Here is an 18,729-nt window from a genome sequence, read left to right on the forward strand (position 1 = left end):
CGAGAAAGAGGAGCAATGCGCTCCAAATTTGAGAAATAGTGAAAGGTTGGGATACCTTAAGTTCCACATAAGGAGGAAAAGAATATGCGTTTTGATGAAGCTTATTCAGGTAAAGTATTTATTAAAAGTCATCCAAGTTTTGAAGAGTCAGAGGCAGTTATTTACGGGATGCCTATGGATTGGACAGTAAGTTTCCGTCCAGGATCTCGCTTTGGCCCTGCACGTATTCGTGAAGTATCAATCGGTCTTGAAGAATATAGTCCGTATTTAGATCGTGAACTAGAAGAGGTAAAATATTTTGATGCGGGTGATATCCCATTACCATTTGGGAATCCACAGCGCAGCATAGACATGATTGAAGAATATGTAACAAAACTATTAGATGCCGGTAAGTTTCCACTAGGTCTCGGCGGAGAGCACTTAGTGTCTTGGCCAATTTTTAAGGCAATGGCAAAAAAATATCCGGATTTAGCAATCATCCATATGGATGCTCATACTGACTTACGTGAGTCATATGAGGGAGAGCCTTTATCCCACTCTACACCAATTCGTAAAGTGTGCGATTTAATTGGTCCGGAAAACGTATATTCTTTCGGTATTCGTTCTGGAATGAAGGAAGAATTCGAATGGGCAAAAGAAGTAGGTATGAACTTATATAAATTTGACGTATTAGAACCGTTAAAGGAAGTATTACCGAAACTTGCAGGACGCCCAGTCTATGTCACAATTGACATCGACGTATTAGACCCAGCTCACGCTCCTGGAACAGGAACATTAGAAGCTGGAGGTATCACATCTAAAGAACTATTAGAGTCCATCGTAGCAATTGCAAATTCAAATATAAAAGTAGTCGGAGCAGACTTAGTAGAAGTAGCTCCAGTCTACGATCATAGTGATCAAACACCAATCGCAGCAAGCAAATTCGTGCGGGAAATGCTGCTCGGTTGGGTTAAATAAAAGCGTAGGCAGCTCGCTCAGAATCGCAGGTCATTGGAACGCTCGACCGAGAAGCGCTTTTGGCTTCGAACGAGAGTGTGAAATGGCCGGAGATTCTAGCTGCTGTAGCTGGATAAAATAAAAGCGCAAGCGGCTCGCTCAGAATGTGAGGGGGATGGAGCTTCAGACGTAGAGGCGTTTTTTGCCTCGAAGGAAGAAGCGAAGCCACCGATCATTCTAGCCGCTGTAGCTGGATAAAGTAAAAGTGAAGCCGACTCAAAAAGTGTTTTGAGCCGGCTTCTTTTATTAATAGGTAGGTTATTATTGTCTTATTTAGTAGTTAAGTCGATATATGCGGAGTTGTGTTCAATATAATTTTACTTACCGTCAAGCGACATAAAAAAGAGCTATTCTCAAACGATGAGAATAGCTCCCTTTCTTTACGCAACTTTCTCTTCCGAAGTAATTCCGCGAATTTCATCAGCAGAACGGATTGGATATTTGCGGAACACAATGGAACCGACGTATCCAACAATAGTGGTAACGATTCCACATAATACGGCAGCAATCGTTACTTTTATTATATCATTAAATCCGAACAGTACGAGAAGTCCTGGAATTGGTGATGCTGTCCCTGGTGCATTATTAACGAGCTGGAATAGCGACGTAATAATACCGGCAAGCGCACCGCCAACAAAGTTTGTCATATAGATAGGAATTGGATTTGCTGAGACAACATCGGCCTGTGTTAACGGCTCGATTGCCACGGCGATTGTATCTTTCTTTGAACAGATTTTTAGTCGCTTAAAGAAAATGAAGTTCATTGGGGCAGAAGCTGCTACGGCAAGACTACCAATTGCCATTGGTAAACCAGTTAATCCAAGCATTGCAGTTAGTGCCATAGAACTTAATGGAGATGTAGAAATAACTGTTATTAATCCACCAAGCATAATACCCATAATGATAGGACTTTCTGTAGTTGCAACTGAAATCATAGAACCGATTTTACCGAGTGTTGCGTTAACGAGTGGATCCATAAGCATGGCCATTCCGCGTGAAATTGGTGCGGCAATACATAGAATTGCTAAAAATTCTACACCAGCTGGTAATTTCTTTTCGAGAAATTTCACGACGAAAGCACAAACGTATCCAGCAAAAAATCCTGGTAAAATACCGAATCCACTAGTAGCTATACCGATTAAAACAGCGTATACGGGTGAAACACCGATTGCTAATGCGACTAAAATTGCCGCTGCGACACCGCTCATACTACCAGAAGCTTCTCCTACTGATTGTAAAAAGTCATTATGAAACATTTCTCCACCAATATAACGGTGAAATGCTTCAATAAGAAAACTTGCGATTGCTGCATTAGCTAAAGCGCCCATTGCTTTCATTCCGTAAGGCGCACGGTAACTGAAAAGTGTAAATAGACAAAGTACAACAAGTAATAGTGCTAAACCTTGCAAGATAGCCATTTGAAAACTGTCTCCTTTGATTTTTGTAATAAAAATTTGTATCATTCAATAATAATATAAAAGTTTGTTAAACGGAAAAAAATTTTATTGGGAAATTGCTGTAAGGTGAAAAACTCTTACAATAATGTAAGGAAAGTGTAAGGCATTTCGATAGAGTATAGTATGCCTTTTTTCGTATAATACAGGTATAGACAGACAGTTAGTGAGAAAGAAAGAAGTGCAAACAGGAGGCGCATTTATGAAATTGGTAATTAAAGTTTTAGCTGTGTTCGCCATTATTTTAGGAGGAACAGCATATTATTTAAACACGAAAACAGAAGGTATGCATGCTTTTGTAGACAACTTCTTTTCAAATAAAGAAATACAAGATTATTATGCTGTTATAGATAAAAGTGAAAAAAAAGACGATGAATATTTGTATACATTTAAAGGGTATACAGAAGATGGAAAGTTACAAGTTATTAAAAGAATGGTGAACCGTGAATTGCATACGGGTGCTTTTATAAAAATTTATGCAAAAGGTATGCAGGGAAAAGGATGGGCTGAAATCTCGAAAGAATCAATCCCGCAAAAAGCGTTGCAAAAAATAGAAAAACCATAAAAGGAGCAAATCGTTCGCTCCTTTTTTAGTGCGTTAAAATGGTGATAGCTGAACTTTCTTTATTAGAAATGATTTTTACCCTTCCGCCAATTGGGAAAGTAAAAATAGGAGTTGTATGTCCGAAACTTGTATTTGCAATGATAGGTATATGTGTAAGTTCAGGCTTTGAAGCAATCATTTCTTGAATGTCTTCTATCGTACATTCTGCTCCTTTTTGCATTCGTCCTATAACAATGCCTTTTACATGTTCAAAGTCAGGTTGCTGCATAAGAGAATGTAAATATCGATCAAAAGTTTTTAGGGTAGATTTTCCTGTTAAACTATCCTCTTCAAGAAATAAAATTTTGCCCTGTAAGCTTGGCATATATGGTGTACCTTGCAGTAAATTAAATGTGCTCATATTGCCACCAATAATATCTCCTATCGCTTCCCCTTCTTGAATTGAAACATATCCTTCATTTTTAATAAATCCTCGATTTTCTTGATCCATATACCAAGAGTCATCGCTCCAAGTTTCAGCTGGTAGTATTTCAATAGGTTCATGAGAAGTTAAGCACTTTAAAAAGTAATCGGTCGTATAATCGAGCCCTTTCTCCATTCCAAATGAAGAGAAGTGAGGACCTGAATATGTAACTAAGCCTGTTTTAGCATAAATCGCGTTACTTAAAGCGGTAATATCAGAATAACCGCAGAAAATTTTCGGATTTTCTCGAATTAAATCATAATCGAGATGTTTCAATAAACCATTAGAGTTGTATCCTCCAAGTGTCGTCAAAATGGCTTTTACATTAGGATCTCTAAATGCTTCGTGGAGGTCTTGAACTCGTGAAGAAATAGAAGAGGAAGCGAATCGATCTATCTCATCAGCATATTTTGAAAATGTAACTTGAAAGCCTATGTCGGTTAATCTTTTTATAGCAAGGTCTCTGTTTTCATTTGAGACAATACTTAAACTGCAAGATGGTGAAATAATCCTTATTTCATCACCTTTTTTTAATTTTGTTAGTAGCACCAAATTCCCCCTTTGAAATGAAAGAATATTTAGATTTAAAAAATATTTTAACATATGAAATAAAGTGAAGGTGAATTATTTTTTGAAAAGGAGTTTTCCTGATTTTTCAGCAGACAGACAGAGTCTTTTTTTGATATGATAGGAAAAGTGATTTATTATAAGTAGTATTTAATATCTATAACATTTGAAGGGTGTGCAAGACGTGAAGAAACAACTTGCAGGCTTGCCGGTACACGTTCATTTCGTAACAGAAATCCGTGAAGGGGCGAGGAAGGAAACCGTTGCTTTTGAAGCAAATGGTCAATACTATGTAAAAGGTCAAGGTACATATATAACATTCCAAGAGCCGAACGAACAAGGCGAAGTGAAAACAATTATTAAAATTCAAGATGAACAAGTTCTCATTATGCGTTCAGGTGCTATTTCTATGCGTCAGACGCATGTGAAAGGTGAATGGACAACTGGTACGTATACGAGTGAACTTGGTACGTTTGCATTGCAAACGAAAACTGATAACGTTCTTTTTAAATGGTCGGATGAAAAGAAAAAAGGACAACTCTTCTTAACGTACGCATTGCTTCTAAGTGAACAAGAAGCTGGCAGATATACAATTACACTTAATTTGAAGGAGGCAAAATAATGAATTCTTTAGAACAAGTAAAAGGATTGATTAAAGAAGAAATTCAAGCTGCTGTATTAAAGGCAGAACTAGCGACAGAAGAACAAATTCCAAACGTTGTATTAGAATCTCCAAAAGATAAAACAAATGGTGACTTCTCTACAAATATGGCAATGCAACTTGCACGCGTTGCGAAAAAAGCACCTCGTATGATTGCAGAAGACTTAGTTGCAAACTTCGATAAAGCAAAAGCTTCTATTGAAAAAATTGAAATCGCTGGTCCTGGTTTCATTAACTTCTACATGGATAATAGCTACTTAACAGACTTAATCCCAACAATCGTCAATGCTGGTGAAGCATACGGTGAAACGAATACTGGTAAAGGTGAAAAAGTACAAATTGAGTTCGTATCTGCGAATCCAACAGGTGATCTTCACTTAGGACATGCACGTGGTGCGGCAGTAGGTGACACTTTATGTAACGTATTAGCAAAAGCAGGATATGATGTATCTCGTGAGTACTACATTAATGATGCTGGTAACCAAATTCATAACTTAGCTCTTTCTGTTGAAGCTCGTTACATGCAAGCTTTAGGTTTAGAGAAAGAAATGCCAGAAGACGGTTACCATGGTGCGGACATCATTGGAATCGGTAAACGCTTAGCTGAAGAGTTTGGCGATCGTTATGCAAAAGCTGATGTAGAAGAAAGCTATGAATTCTATCGTTCATACGGTTTAAAATATGAGTTAGCAAAACTTCAAAAAGATTTAGCAAGCTTCCGTGTTAACTTCGATGTGTGGTTCTCAGAAACATCATTATACAAAAACGGAAAAATTGATCAGGCTCTTGCTGTATTAAAAGAGCGTGACGAAATCTTTGAAGAAGGCGGAGCAACTTGGTTCCGTTCAATGACTTACGGTGACGACAAAAACCGTGTATTAATTAAAAATGACGGTTCTTACACATACTTAACGCCAGATATCGCTTATCACCGTGATAAATTAGAGCGTGGTTTCGATAAGCTAATCAACATTTGGGGTGCTGACCACCACGGTTACATTCCTCGTATGAAAGCTGCTATTCAAGCACTAGGTTACGATAAAGAAACACTTGAAGTAGAAATCATCCAAATGGTACAACTGTACCAAAATGGTGAAAAAATGAAAATGAGTAAGCGTACAGGTAAAGCAGTTACACTTCGTGAGCTTATGGAAGAAGTAGGCGTGGACGCAATGCGATACTTCTTCGCAATGCGTAGCGGTGATTCTCATTTAGACTTCGATATGGACTTAGCTGTATCAAAATCTAATGAAAACCCAGTATACTATGCACAATATGCACATGCTCGTGTATGCAGTATCCTTCGTCAAGGTGAAGAGTTAGGATTAGCTACAGGCGGAGACGTAAATTACAAACTTGTTACTTCTGAGAAAGAAGTAGAGTTACTGAAAAAACTTGGTGAATTCCCGGCTGTAGTTGCGGATGCAGCGCAAAAACGTTTGCCACACCGCATTACAAGCTATGCATTTGAATTAGCTGCAGCATTACACAGCTTCTACAATGCAGAAAAAGTATTAAACCAAGATAACTTAGAATTAAGTAAAGCTCGTTACGAATTAATGAAAGCAGTACGCACTACACTTCAAAACTCATTAGCAATCGTAGGAGTATCTGCACCAGAAAAAATGTAATTAAGAAGAGCGGAAGCGGCTCGTTTAGAATAGGAGGTGGATGGAGCTCCTGACAGAGAGGCGTACTTTGCCTCGGAGGAAGGCGCGAAGCCACCGAGTATTCTAGCCGCTGGAGCTGGACATAAAGAAAAGCGGAGCCGACTGTTTAGTCCCGAAGGCTAAGGTTCTTAGACGGAAGGGATTGGGAGGCAGAGCTCGCTTTAAATAAAAGGCAATCACACGATGTTGTGATTGCCTTTTTGTATGGAGGTAATAAAAAAATTATCAAACAAAAGGAGAATTTGCGTCGTCTTATATAAATGACAGGAGGTTTAAGATGGAAGAAAAGGTAGAAGAATTAATTGATATATATAAGTAAATATATTCCCTATGCTATAAATTAGCGAAAACGAAAGACAAGGGGAAGGGATAAAAGAGTTGAAGGAGATCTGTGAATCGAAAAAAGGTGTTTTTACAGTTACATTAAAAGCAAATGAAAAGTATGTGTTTAATATAAGTGGTGTAATGGTGAAAGTTGGATTTGTAAAAATAAATTGGAAAGAGAAAGAAAAGAGGCCCTGTAAAGGACCTCTTTTCTATTGAATAGTATAAGTAACAGAAAAGCTAACAGGACTGTAGTAAACGAAAGGTGCATGAAATTGAACGTACATATTTCCATCTGTTTTTGCAGTGAAAATTCGGCCGTAACCATCAGAATAACGCCCAATAAGGTTATGATTTGAGTCATAAACACTGTAACTAGGAGTTTTGCTGTTAGGTTGAATTGTTAGCTCTTGTCCCTTTTGAAGGAAAATAGGTTCTTGTTCAGAACTAGCTCCAGTTTGCAAAGAATAAAATTTTGTAAAGCTTTGTTCTTGAGCGGCAGCAGCGACTTTTGCTTCAGGAATAAACGCGGTAGCGCCAGTAATTCCTGTTAAAGTTAATGCGCCGGCTAAAATCATATTTTTCATAGTAGAAAAGCCTCCTTATTAGTTGTAATCATTTTTGTTACAGTTAATATTGTATACGATAATGAATAGGAAAAAATATGCTTTTATGCATATATATTTTTTCTCAATAAAAGACCACTAATTAAATCAGTGGTCTTTTAAATGATTAAGCAGCTTTCTGTTCAGTTTGAGCAACAGGTTTTTGAAGGGTGTTATAAACACCAGTTCCGATAACTTCCAATGCCATTTTCATACGTTCAGGAGAAATGTTTTCTAATACATTATCTTGAGGCGTGTGATATACCTTTTCGATATGATAGATTAATGGATTCCAACTATCGACGCCCATCCAAATAAATAGTGCAGAAGGAATACCCACTTCAGCAAATGGTACGTGATCACTAGAGCCAAATTTTCCTTGGAGAACGAGATCATTATTTAATTGTTTACCTGCTTGTAAGGCAGCATCTGTTACAAGGTTTGTTGAGCCATCAGGAGTCATTGCATATAAATTTTTTGCTTTATCATAATTTGTTGCAACCATGTCTGCGTTAAAGACACCTAAAATTCGATCACGTTCCTTTTGGGACAGACTATTAACATAATAATCAGAGCCAAGTAAGCCAGTTTCCTCAGAACCAAAAGCAATAAAACGAACTTCTTTATCAGTTTCTACATTTTGAAAAGCACGAGCCAGTTCTAATACTAATCCTGTACCAGAAGCATTATCATTTGCCCCAGGTGCTCCAACGACACTATCGTAGTGTGAACTTACAACGACAGCCTTTTCATTACCTGTGCTATTTTTGGGTTTCTTTTTAGCGATGACATTTAAGGATGTTAAATTAGATTCATGTCTCGCTTTTAGGGAAAGAATTGTTGTCTCTTTTTTAGCGAGTTCTTCTTTAAATGCATTTCCTTGAGCATAAGCAAGACCGAAGACAGGGATAGCCTGTTTTTTAGTTAAGCGAGGATTGAAAGTTTGTCCATAGTTTCCGCGTCCGCCAATTAAGCTGTATAAAAGAACACCTTTTGCCCCTTTACTAACAGCATTTTCAACCTGTTTATTATAATCTGCTACGGTTGCAGCTCTTTCGAATAAAACAATTTTTCCGTTTACCTCATTTGGAATATCGTCTAATTTTGTACCACCTTGAACAAAGATAAGCGGAGCTGTAACAGCTTCTGTAGAAATTAGTGCATTTGGAGCAGCACCAGCTTGCCAATTACGCTTTGTCCCTAATGGTGATTCGATAAATCCAACGTATTGATCCGGCACTTGAAAGGGCTGATACTCTACTTCATATCCCATTGATTTAAGCTTCATACCAACATAACGAGAAGCCCATTCTTCTGATTTTGTACCACCCGGACGGGGACCGATTGTTTCGGATAAGAAACGGATATGCTCGATGGCGCGGTTTGCATCAACTTGTTTTGTAATAGGTGGAGTCTGTGTAATTTCTGACGTGGAATTAGCTTTTGCTTGCCCGATTGGAGCTAAGCTAACGGCGAGTGATACAGCAAGCAAGGAGCTTACTATTTTTTGTTTCAGTGATTTTCTCATTTTTTCCTCTCCCATTCTTCTATTCTCTCTGACTGACAAAAGAAGACGGATAACGACTATATCCCGCTATTTTTGGGCAGTAGAACCCCCTTCTCAAAATTCAGCTGTAAAGCAAAGAAGTTAGATGGGAGTCGGGCTGCTCGTAAAAGCCCGATTGGTGTGAGCTAATAATCAATGAGGGATGGACAAAACCCTCACTGATTAAAGTTTCACTTTATCTTACCTTTATATATCTGAATTTTCAATAAATATATATTGAGAAATAAAAACGCTATATGCACATTTGCATATTTTCAGCGGATATATGTATGCTATCATTTTAAATGAAGGATCGCTTTCTGTTTTGAAGGCTCCTACATTGCATGAATCTAGTGTACCCAAACTTTAGATTATGTAGGGAAAAGAGATCCGTTATAGGATTTCTTTTCTTTTGTTTTGTTTCAATCATATGATGGTAACTATGTTTCCGCATTTCATAATTATCATCAGTGATATATGTAAGGCATCCATATGAAAATACGAGGCTGTTCAAGAGTTTTCCGTACTTTTGGACAGCCTCACCCCGTTAAAAAGACGATACTTTATGTATCGTCTTTTTTGCACAAAAAAAAACAGCCAATCAATTAATAAATTGATTGGCTGTAAAATATATTATTTATACTGTTTTTTACGTTTTGTGGCTAAAATACTTAACAATCCAGCCAGTAGAAGAACGATACCTGCTGCTTGTGTATGATCTTCTTTATGACCTGTATTTGGAAGTTTTTTATCTGTATTTTGATCATCTTGCTGTTTGTTTGTCTGTGTTTCAGGATTTCCTTTTTCTAGTTCCTCGGAAGTTTCTTTTCCGTGAGTCTCAGGATTTCCCTTTTCTAGTTCTTCGGAAGTTTCTTTTCCGTGAGTCTCAGGATTTCCTTTTTCTACTTCTTCGGAAGTTTCTTTTCCTGGTTTCTCATCTTTATTTGGAGGAGTAATTGGTTTATCATCTCCACCTGGTGAAGATTCGATCTTCTTATTTGAAACTGTAATTTGTAGTGGTGTAGCTTGAGCTTTTTCAATTGTAAAGCTTATCGGTGAAGCATCTAATTGATAGCCTTCAGGAGCCTTTGTTTCCACTAATTGATAATTACCAGGTTTCAAATCATTTACGATTAATTTACCGTGCCTGTCTGTTTTTAGGCCTTCGCGGATTATTTTTCCATCGTAGTCTAAGATATTGAAAATGGCACCTTCAAGTGTTCCACGGTGATCAATATCAACTTTAGTTAACTCAATTGAACCTGTTGTTAAGTTATTTAAAGCTTTAACAGAGGTAACCCCAGATTGTCCCTTCGTAATTGTGAAAGGAATTGGCTTAGCACTTAAATCATAGCCAGTAGGAGCTTTCGTTTCAACGAATTGATAGTCTCCTGGACGTAAATCAGAAACGCTAATTTTCCCATCTTTATCAGTAGTTAAATCAGTACGAACATCGTGTCCATCCTTATTAACAATTTTAAATACCGCACCCTCAAGTGTTGTGTTTTCTTCAACATCGTCAATTTTAATTAACTCCACACTACCTTTCGTTAAGCTATTTGTAGCTGTAACGAAGACATGTTTTGTTTGACTTCTTTCAATTGTGAACTTAATCGGATCTTCATTTAAGTCATAATGTTTCGGAGCTTTCGTTTCAATAAATTGATAGTCTCCAGGTTGTAAGTCTTTAGCGATGATTTTTCCATCTTTATCGGTAACTAAATTTGTACGAATGTCGTTACCGTTCAGATCAGTAATTTTAAATACCGCACCTTCCAGCGTTTCTTTCGCATCTAAAGAGTCAACTTTCGTTAATTCCACGCCACCCTTTGTTAAGCCATTTTTAGCAGTAACAGAAACTCGAGTTGATTGGCTTTTCTCGATAGTGAAAGGAATCGGTGTTTTATTTAAATCATAATCTTTAGGAGCTGTCGTTTCTACGAATTGATAATCTCCCGGTCGTAAATTGGAAGCAGAAACTTTCCCGTGTTCATCAGTAGTTAAATTTGTGCGAACAACTTTACCTTTCGCATCAACGATGTTAAATACCGCACCAGAAAGTTTTGTATCTGGGTTTACATCATCTACTTTAATTAACTCTACAGCACCTTCAGTTAAGCTGTTAGTAGCAGTAACTTGCAGCTGTTCTTTTTGGCTTTTCTTAACTGCAAATTTAATTGGTGTATCATTTAATTTATAGTGTTCAGGAGCTTTCGTTTCAATAAACTGGTAGTCTCCCGGACGTAAATCAGGAACAGCAACTTTACCATATGCATCTGTCGTAAGATCAGTGCGAACATCATTACCGTTCATATCAACAATTTTAAATACAGCACCTTTAAGGACAGTACCATCAATATCATCTACTTTAGAAAGCTCGACTGCACCTTTCGTTAAACTGTTTTTAGCAGTAACAGAAATAGGTTCAGCTTGTCCTTTTTCGATTGTGAATGGAATTGGTTCTTTATTTAAATCGTAGTGTTTCGGCGCTGTTGTCTCGATAAATTGATAATCACCAGGACGCAGGTCAGAAACGCTAATTTTACCTTGTTGATTCGTGATAAGATCTTTGCGAATCACATCGCCATTCATATTAACAATTTTAAATGCTGCGCCCTCAAGAGTAGTGCCATCGACGTCATCCACTTTAGAAAGTTCCACGCCGCCTTTTGTTAAGCTATTTTTCATAGTAACAGTAGCGATACTTACTTGGCTTTTCTCAATTGTAAATACGATAGGTTTTTTATCTAAATCGTAATGTTTAGGAGCTGTTGTTTCGACAAATTGATACGTGCCAGGACGTAGGTTCTCAACAACGATTTTTCCTTCATCATTTGTTTTTAAATCTTTTTGAAGCAACGTACCGTTTTGATCCAGTAAATCAAATACAGCATTAGCAAGTTTTGTTTGATCGTTTAGATCATCAACTTTAAGTAGTTCGATACTACCTTGTTGTAAGCTATTTTCAGCAGTTAAAGAAATAGCTTTTTTCTGTCCTTTTTCGATAGTGAAACTGATAGGTGTTTCATCTAAAACGTAATGCTTTGGAGCTTTCGTTTCGATGAATTGGTAATCACCAGGACGTAGGTCTTTAACTTTGATTTTCCCTTGTTCATTTGTAACAAGGTCTGTATGAATTACATCACCATTCATATTAACGATTTTGAATACCGCACCTTCAAGAGTAGTGCCATCAACATTATCTACTTTAGAAAGTTCAATTGCACCCTTTGTTAAAGCATTCGTAGCCGTAACATGAAGAGTTTCAATTTGGCTTTTCTTAATTGTAAATACGATAGGCTTTTTATCTAAATCGTAATGTTCAGGAGCTGTTGTCTCAACGAATTGATACGTACCAGGACGTAGATTTTCAACAACAATTTTTCCTTCACTATTTGTTTTTAAGCTTTCTTCAACTAGCTCTCCGTCTGCATCTAATAAATTAAATACAGCGTTAGCAAGTTTTGTATCGATATTAATATCGTCAATTTTAGTTAATTCAACGCTACCCTTTTTTAAAGTATTTTTACCTGTAACAGTGATCTTTTTCGTTTGACTTCTTTCAATTGTAAATGGAATCGGTGTTCCGTCTAACACATAATGTTCAGGAGCCTTTGTTTCAATAAATTGATAGTCTCCAGGGCGTAAGTCAGAAACAGAAATTTCGCCGTTGTCGTCTGTAACAAGGTTTGTATGAACTTCCTTACCGTCCATGTCAACGATTTTAAAGATTGCGCCTTTCAGCATCGTACGATCGATGTCATCGATTTTTGTTAAAGTGACAGCACCTTTCGTTAAGCTGTTTTTAGCAGTAACGGTAATATTTTCTTTTTGACTTTTTCCGATAGTGAACGGAATAGGGTCTTTGCTTAAGTCATAGTCTTTTGGAGCTTTTACTTCAATAAATTGATAATCTCCCGGACGTAAATCAGAAGCGGTAACTATACCGTTCTCATCAGTCGTTAAGCCTTTGCGAATTACCTTTTTAGTGTCATGAGCGTCAACGATTATAAATTCCGCACCTTCAAGTGTAGTGCCATCAACGTCATCTACTTTTGTTAAAGTGACGCCACCTGTAAGTAAACTATTTTTTACAGTGACAGGTACAGGTAAATCTGCCTCGTTACCTTTTTTAATCGTGAACTTAATAGGTGTTTGATCTAATTTATAATGTTCAGGGGCAGCTGTTTCAATAAATTGATAATCCCCTGGTGCTAAATCAGGAATAACTAATATTCCGTTTTCATCTGTTGTTAAATCTTTCATAATTTCCTTGCCAGTTGCGTCTTGTAATGTGAATACCGCACCAGCAAGAGTTATATTGCTTTCCACATCATCTTCTTTAATTAGTTTGACTTTACCTTTCGTCAAGCTATTTTTAAATGTAAGTGGAAGGAGTTCTTTTTGACTCTTTTCAATTGTAAATTCAATAGGCTCTATATTTACATCGTAGTAAATAGGAGCTTTTGTTTCGACAATTTTGTATTTGCCAGGACGTAAATCTTTTACTACTAATTTTCCCTCTTTATCAGTAGTAAGGTTTGTATGAACGTCTTCATCTTTGTCGTTAACGATTTTAAATACGGCATCTTCAAGTTTTTCTTTATCGTTTAAAGAATCTACTTTCGTTAATTCGATACCGCCTTTAGTTAAGGTGTTTGTAGCTGTAATAGATTTTGTAGCGGTTTGACTTTTCTCGATAGTGAAATCAATCGGTTTCTTGTTTAAATCATAGTGTTCAGGAGCTTTTGTTTCGATGAACTGATATTTACTAGGACGTAGTCCAGAAACAGCTATTTTACCTTCTTTGTTAGTAATAAGGTTCATATGAACATCTTTTCCGTTTTCGTCAACGATCTTGAAGACTGCTCCTTCAAGAGCATTTCCATCCACATCATCCACTTTTAATAGTTCAACATTACCCGGTACTAAACGATTTTCTGCTGTAACAGTGATGATTTCTTTTTGGCCCTTCTCAATTGTGAAGTTGATAGGTTCTGTGCTTAGTTTATAATGCTCAGGAGCCTGTGTTTCAACAAATTGATATTTGCCAGGACGTAAATCAGAAACCTTAATTTTCCCTTCAGCATCTGTAGTTAAGTCAGTACGAACATCTTTTCCGTGTTCGTCAATAACCTTGAAGACTGCACCTTCTAGGGATTCTTTCTTATCAACGTTATCAACTTTTACTAATTCAGCGTCACCTTTCGTTAAACTGTTCTTTGCAGTAACAGAAACGAAGGAGGTTTGACTTTTTTCAATAGTGAAATCAATCGGTTCTTTATTTAATTCATAGTACTTAGGAGCTTCTGTTTCGATAAATTTATATTTACCAGGCTCTAAGTTTTTAACGATTAACTTTCCATCTGATCCTGTTTTTAAGTTTTGTTGAATTGTATCGCCTTTTTCATTGACGATTTTAAATACCGCACCTTCAAGAGTTACATTTTCTTCAACGTCATCAACTTTCGTTAAAGTGACGCCACCTTTAATTAGGTTATTTTCTGCTTTGACAGAGACCGCCTTTGTTTGTCCTTTTTCAATTTCAAACTTAATAGGTGTCGGGTCTGTAACGTAATGAAGAGGAGCTTGTGTCTCAACAAATTGATATTTGCCAGGACGTAAGTCTTTTACTTCAATATATCCATCTTTATTTGTTGTTAATTGTTCATAGCCAGGGATTACTTTACCTTTTTCGTCTTGTAAGCTAAAAATGGCACCTTCAAGAAGTTTCTTATTCTCATCAAATTTCGTTAAGATGACTGAACCCTTCTTCAGACTATTTTTAGCAGTTACATTAATTACTGTTGTTTGATCTTCTGAGACAGTAAACCAGATTGGTTGGCTATTTAGATCATAATGAACTGGAGCTTCGATTTCTTTTAATTGATAAGTTCCAGGTTTCAATGGATCTACAGTAATTTGTCCATTTTCATTAGTTGTTAATTTTTCGTAGCCAGGAATTACTTTGTTATTTCTATCTAGTAAGGCGAAAACTGCACCTTTAAGTGTTTCGTTATTGTTCAGGTCATCAACCTTTGTAAGTACAGCTCTACCAACGAATTTCTTATTGCTAAGTTTGTATGTTGTCGTTTCTTGTGAACCAAGTTCAACAAGTCTGCCTTGCTTTAAATCCCAGCTAATTACATACCCTGCTGGGGCCTTCGTTTCTTTTAATAAATATTTATCGCGTTTTAAGTTATTAAACTTAGCGATACCGTCTTTGTCTGTTGTTATTTTACGGATAACGGTTTTCCCTGTACGATCGTATAAAGTAAATTCTGCTCCGGCCAATGGTGCGTTCTTATTGTCGTTATCAACCTTTATAATTTCAAGGTTTCCGCGGCCTTTAGTAGCAGATCCTCCGCCCGAACCGGAAGACATTCGTACTTCAATCGTTTCGGTAGTTTCCGTATTCGTTACTGTTAACTTATTGCCTGCGATTTTCGCTTTATTACTTACTTTGTCTCTATCGTCTGCATTAATAAGTGAACGATATTCTAAAATATAAGCTCGATCAATTTTTTTCAAGAAGGCAATTTCGAAATGTTGCTTTCCGGTCTTATTGTCTGTTGTGATCGTTAACTTATAGTCTGTTCCTTTTTTTAATTCATTTGCTGTATCTTTTGTTAAATTCCCATATGGATCAACAGTAGTCGGGTATAAGTGGAATGAATCTTCCACAAGCACTTGATTATCTGTTGGATCGTCTGTTACAACCGCGTCTGTGATGGTTGATTGGCTTTCATTAATTGCGATACTCCAATTAATATAGTTGTCGTCTTGTACAGCTTTTTTTGTGACGAAGCTGCCACCTTTATTTACTTGAGCATCACCTTTAAGAGTGTTAACAATTTTAGAGCCATCTTTTAAATCGGCCTCGTTGTTGTAAGTAGCTTGGATAAGCTCACCATCAAGGCTTGTTTTAAAGATAATATAATAAGGTGAATTAATTGATTGTTTGAAATGAACCTTTAGGGTGTTGTTATTTTTATCTGTAGGTTCTTCAAGTTCATATTGCTCAGTTGGTACAGCATTACCAGGTCTTGCATTATCCGGGCTTCCATTTAAAATCATGTCACGTACTTCAATGGATCCTGGTACTAACTTTTGTTTATCTTTTATTACGTCTATAACATAAGGGTCTTTAATCTCAATATTATTATAATTGAAGCCTATTATCCAAGTAATTTCCTTTGTTTGGGCGTTATAAGAACCGTATTTATATCCATTCGCCTTTGTGAAAGTATCAGGATCAAAATTCGCTGCATCTTTATTTGATTGTGGCTTAGAATCGGTATCTATCCAAGATAAGTTACCTGTATTTTTAAATGAAGTTTGGCCACTTTCTAATTTTGTATAATCAAAGTCTGTAGTATATTTTACGACTAATGTCTTTGTCATATTAGACTGATATGTACCTATAAGAGTAATATTGAAACCTTTATCCGTCACATCTAAAACATAGTCAGTCCCAGCTTGAAGAGTATAATCTCCGTCTTTAATTTCTAGTTTCTTATCTTTTAATTGCAATCCACCATGATCAAAGGTATCCGTAATGGTCGCGTTGTTTAATGGATAGTTGTTATTATTTACTATAATTGTCCAAGTTGTTGTTTTGTCTTTGTAGTTTGTTTCAGCTTTATTATTAGATTTAATAATGTTTTGCTGCTTGAAGCTAGCCTCATTTTCTTTACTTGAACCATTATCTGCGGTAACTGTATTTTTGACTTTTCCATCTTTTATGACTTTATCAGTTGGCTTTGTTTTATAAGTGATTACATAAGCACTGTTAATATCTTCATTAAATTGTAAATCGAACCCATTGTTCTTTTTGTTTACAGTGTAATTATTAGCAGTATCACCAGTCACAAGTTTTCCTTTATCATCATAAGCAGCATTTTTTATGACAATAGAATTTTCATCGAGTTCATGTGTATTGTCAAAAATATCTTTTAAAAGCGCATCTGTTTTTTTGATATCTCTTTGATCACCATTGTAAGTAATTGTCCATTCAATCATTTGCGTCTTTGGATCATATTTACTTGTTTTGTTTAAATGTGTACCACGAGAAACCGTTACAGTAGCACTTACATTTTGTTGCTTTTGATTATCACTCGTTATCGCAACGTTATTTTGGAAGTTTGTTACATTTTCATCAGTGATTTTTGTGGCATATTCGATTTGGTATGCTTTATTGATGCTATCTTTAAAAGCAATCTCCAATTTTGAACCATCTGATGAAGTGATTTTGTAATCTGCTGGATCAGCTTCTGCACCACGTGTTGCGTTCCCATTAACATCAACTTCTAAATAATAAACTTTAATAGAATCTTTATTTAAGCTTGTACCTTGTGGGATGTTATCTTTAAAAACAGCATTTTTAAGAGTATCTTTCGTTTTATTTATTTCTACTGTCCAATTAATTTCATTTGTATTAATTGGCCTATCAGGTAACCCTTTTTTATTCGTAGCTGTTTGTACATTAGGCTTAAAGTCAACTGTAATAGAAACATCTTTATCTTTAATTGGGAAAGGAATTTCTTGTGTTGTTGTACCTTTAATTTCAACTTTATTAAATTCTGTCTTTAATTGTAGATTACCAGCAACATCTGGATGTTCTTCAACATAATCGTTGAATGTCATCGTGACTTTTCCTTCTTTTGTAACAGTAAAGTTCCCAATTGGGTTGTTGTCGCTATCGTATAAAGGACTGTTAATTGTATTGTGAATTTTAAAATGTTTAGGAAGATCAAAAATATAGTAATCTCCACTTTTTACATTCATCGATTTTAAAAGTTCCCATGTAAACTCAATGTTGGCAGGGGAATCTGTACTTGGACGGTTATCCTCTATAAATGGTTTTCCGTCTTTGTCCGTTAACTTTACACCCGTTAAAATGTTTGTTGTTATTTGCTTTGGACCTGAATTTTTATTCTCAGCAGGATTGCTTGCTAGATTTTGTTCTGGGGTGTCAGTGTCTTGTTTAGCTGCTGGGTTTTGCTCCGGATTGTCAGTAGCAGGTTTAGCTGCTGGATTTTGCTCCGGATTGTCAGTAGCAGGTTTAGCTGCTGGGTTTTGCTCCGGATTGTCAGTAGCAGGTTTAGCTGCTGGGTTTTGTTCCGGATTGTCAGTAACAGGTTTAGCTGCTGGGTTTTGTTCCGGATTGTCAGTAACAGGTTTAGCTGCTGGATCTTGCGCTTGTTTATTAGTATCCTGTTTGGTTTCATCTTCTTTAGAATCTTCTACTTGAACAGGAACTGATATAGGATGAACCATTGTTCCTAAAGGAAAAGCGATTTGAACTGATTTTTCTCCAGTTTTTAAAGTTGGATTAAATACAGTTTCAAGTTTAATTTTACCTTTAGCATCTTTTGAAGTTTCTACTTGATCATTAAATATTAGTTTCAGTTTGTTATCTTTAGCTGTCACAAAATATTGACCAATATGTTTTTGATCAACCACCAAATCTCCTTGCGTATCTTTAGATACTTTTAATGCAAGTGGTATTTGAAGCACTGCTGTATCGTTTGCATGTAAAACTTGAGAATCTTTTATTGACCAAGTATATTCTAACTGAATGGTTGATCCTATCTTTATTAAGTTTTTAGGATTTAATGCTTCGTCAATAATATGATTAGTTGCATCTTTCATTTCAACAGTGTCAAATAATGAATTACCTGTTAAGGATTCCGCTCTCACTTGATTGTATGGAAAACTAGCAAGCTGCGAAAATAGTACGAATATAATTAAACATGCATTGAAAAGTTTTTTCATTGTTCCTCCTTTGTTAATCCTTCTATTGTATAAAACTGAATTTTGAAGGGCTTAGTTATTATGGATCAATGGATTTTGGATTGTATGATTCCTCCTTTACT

The 18,729-nt window shown here is 36.3% G+C and carries 9 protein-coding genes and 2 pseudogenes; 6 read left to right on the forward strand and 5 right to left on the reverse strand.

Annotated elements, in window-relative coordinates; genetic code table 11:
• Nucleotides 1-84: 84 nt before the first annotated feature.
• Complete coding sequence (gene speB, locus JFU18_RS16275; RefSeq protein WP_002016350.1) at nt 85-957, forward strand: agmatinase; 873 nt, start codon at nt 85-87, stop codon at nt 955-957.
• 419 nt (nt 958-1,376) lie between these two features.
• Here the strand turns inward: speB and JFU18_RS16280 are convergent, their stop codons facing one another.
• Nucleotides 1,377-2,414: a PTS sugar transporter subunit IIC gene (locus JFU18_RS16280; protein WP_201034561.1), complete on the reverse strand. Its 1,038-nt coding sequence runs from the start codon at nt 2,412-2,414 to the stop codon at nt 1,377-1,379.
• Nucleotides 2,415-2,652: 238 nt separating this feature from the next.
• Between JFU18_RS16280 and JFU18_RS16285 the strand changes: the two genes are divergently transcribed.
• Nucleotides 2,653-3,015: a YxeA family protein gene (locus JFU18_RS16285; RefSeq protein WP_201032188.1), complete on the forward strand. Its 363-nt coding sequence runs from the start codon at nt 2,653-2,655 to the stop codon at nt 3,013-3,015.
• A gap of 25 nt (nt 3,016-3,040) precedes the next feature.
• Here JFU18_RS16285 and JFU18_RS16290 read toward each other — a convergent pair whose 3' ends face one another.
• Nucleotides 3,041-4,081 (reverse strand): S66 family peptidase, encoded by a 1,041-nt coding sequence (locus tag JFU18_RS16290; RefSeq protein WP_201032187.1) that lies wholly within the window; start codon nt 4,079-4,081, stop codon nt 3,041-3,043.
• Nucleotides 4,082-4,229: 148 nt separating this feature from the next.
• Here JFU18_RS16290 and JFU18_RS16295 point away from each other — a divergent pair, with 148 nt between their 5' ends.
• From JFU18_RS16295 to JFU18_RS16305, 4 genes and pseudogenes are all read left to right on the forward strand, one after another.
• The gene (locus tag JFU18_RS16295) at nt 4,230-4,667 is read left to right on the forward strand and encodes a YwiB family protein (RefSeq protein ID WP_002089794.1); all 438 of its coding nucleotides are present in this window, start codon (nt 4,230-4,232) and stop codon (nt 4,665-4,667) included.
• Nucleotides 4,667-6,337, forward strand: coding sequence for an arginine--tRNA ligase (gene argS, locus JFU18_RS16300; protein WP_201034560.1), 1,671 nt, complete (start codon nt 4,667-4,669; stop codon nt 6,335-6,337). Before JFU18_RS16295 ends, argS begins: the two co-directional genes overlap by 1 nt.
• Before the next feature lie 227 nt (nt 6,338-6,564).
• A pseudogene (locus tag JFU18_RS30350) lies at nt 6,565-6,692 on the forward strand (RNA polymerase sigma factor); the annotation flags it as partial.
• A gap of 35 nt (nt 6,693-6,727) precedes the next feature.
• Nucleotides 6,728-6,919: pseudogene (locus JFU18_RS16305) on the forward strand (hypothetical protein); the annotation flags it as partial.
• On the opposite strand, the gene JFU18_RS16310 reads toward JFU18_RS16305, so the two are convergent.
• The 3 genes from JFU18_RS16310 to JFU18_RS16320 all read right to left on the reverse strand — a co-directional run bounded on the left by JFU18_RS16310 (nt 6,913) and on the right by JFU18_RS16320 (nt 18,628).
• Nucleotides 6,913-7,287 carry a hypothetical protein gene (locus JFU18_RS16310; RefSeq protein ID WP_201034559.1) on the reverse strand — a complete coding sequence of 125 codons (375 nt, stop codon included), beginning with the start codon at nt 7,285-7,287 and terminating at the stop codon, nt 6,913-6,915. The pseudogene JFU18_RS16305 and the gene JFU18_RS16310 overlap by 7 nt on opposite strands.
• Before the next feature lie 145 nt (nt 7,288-7,432).
• Entirely contained in the window at nt 7,433-8,833 is a 1,401-nt protein-coding gene (locus tag JFU18_RS16315; protein WP_201034558.1) for a M28 family metallopeptidase, read from the reverse strand.
• Nucleotides 8,834-9,484: 651 nt separating this feature from the next.
• A complete protein-coding gene (locus JFU18_RS16320; RefSeq protein ID WP_201034557.1) occupies nt 9,485-18,628 on the reverse strand; it encodes a SpaA isopeptide-forming pilin-related protein in 9,144 nt (3,047 codons plus the stop codon).
• Between the last annotated feature and the right edge of the window lie 101 nt (nt 18,629-18,729).

Origin of the sequence: Bacillus sp. TH22, from assembly GCF_016651015.1 — a bacterium.
Classification (GTDB): Bacteria; Bacillota; Bacilli; order Bacillales; family Bacillaceae_G; genus Bacillus_A; species Bacillus_A mycoides.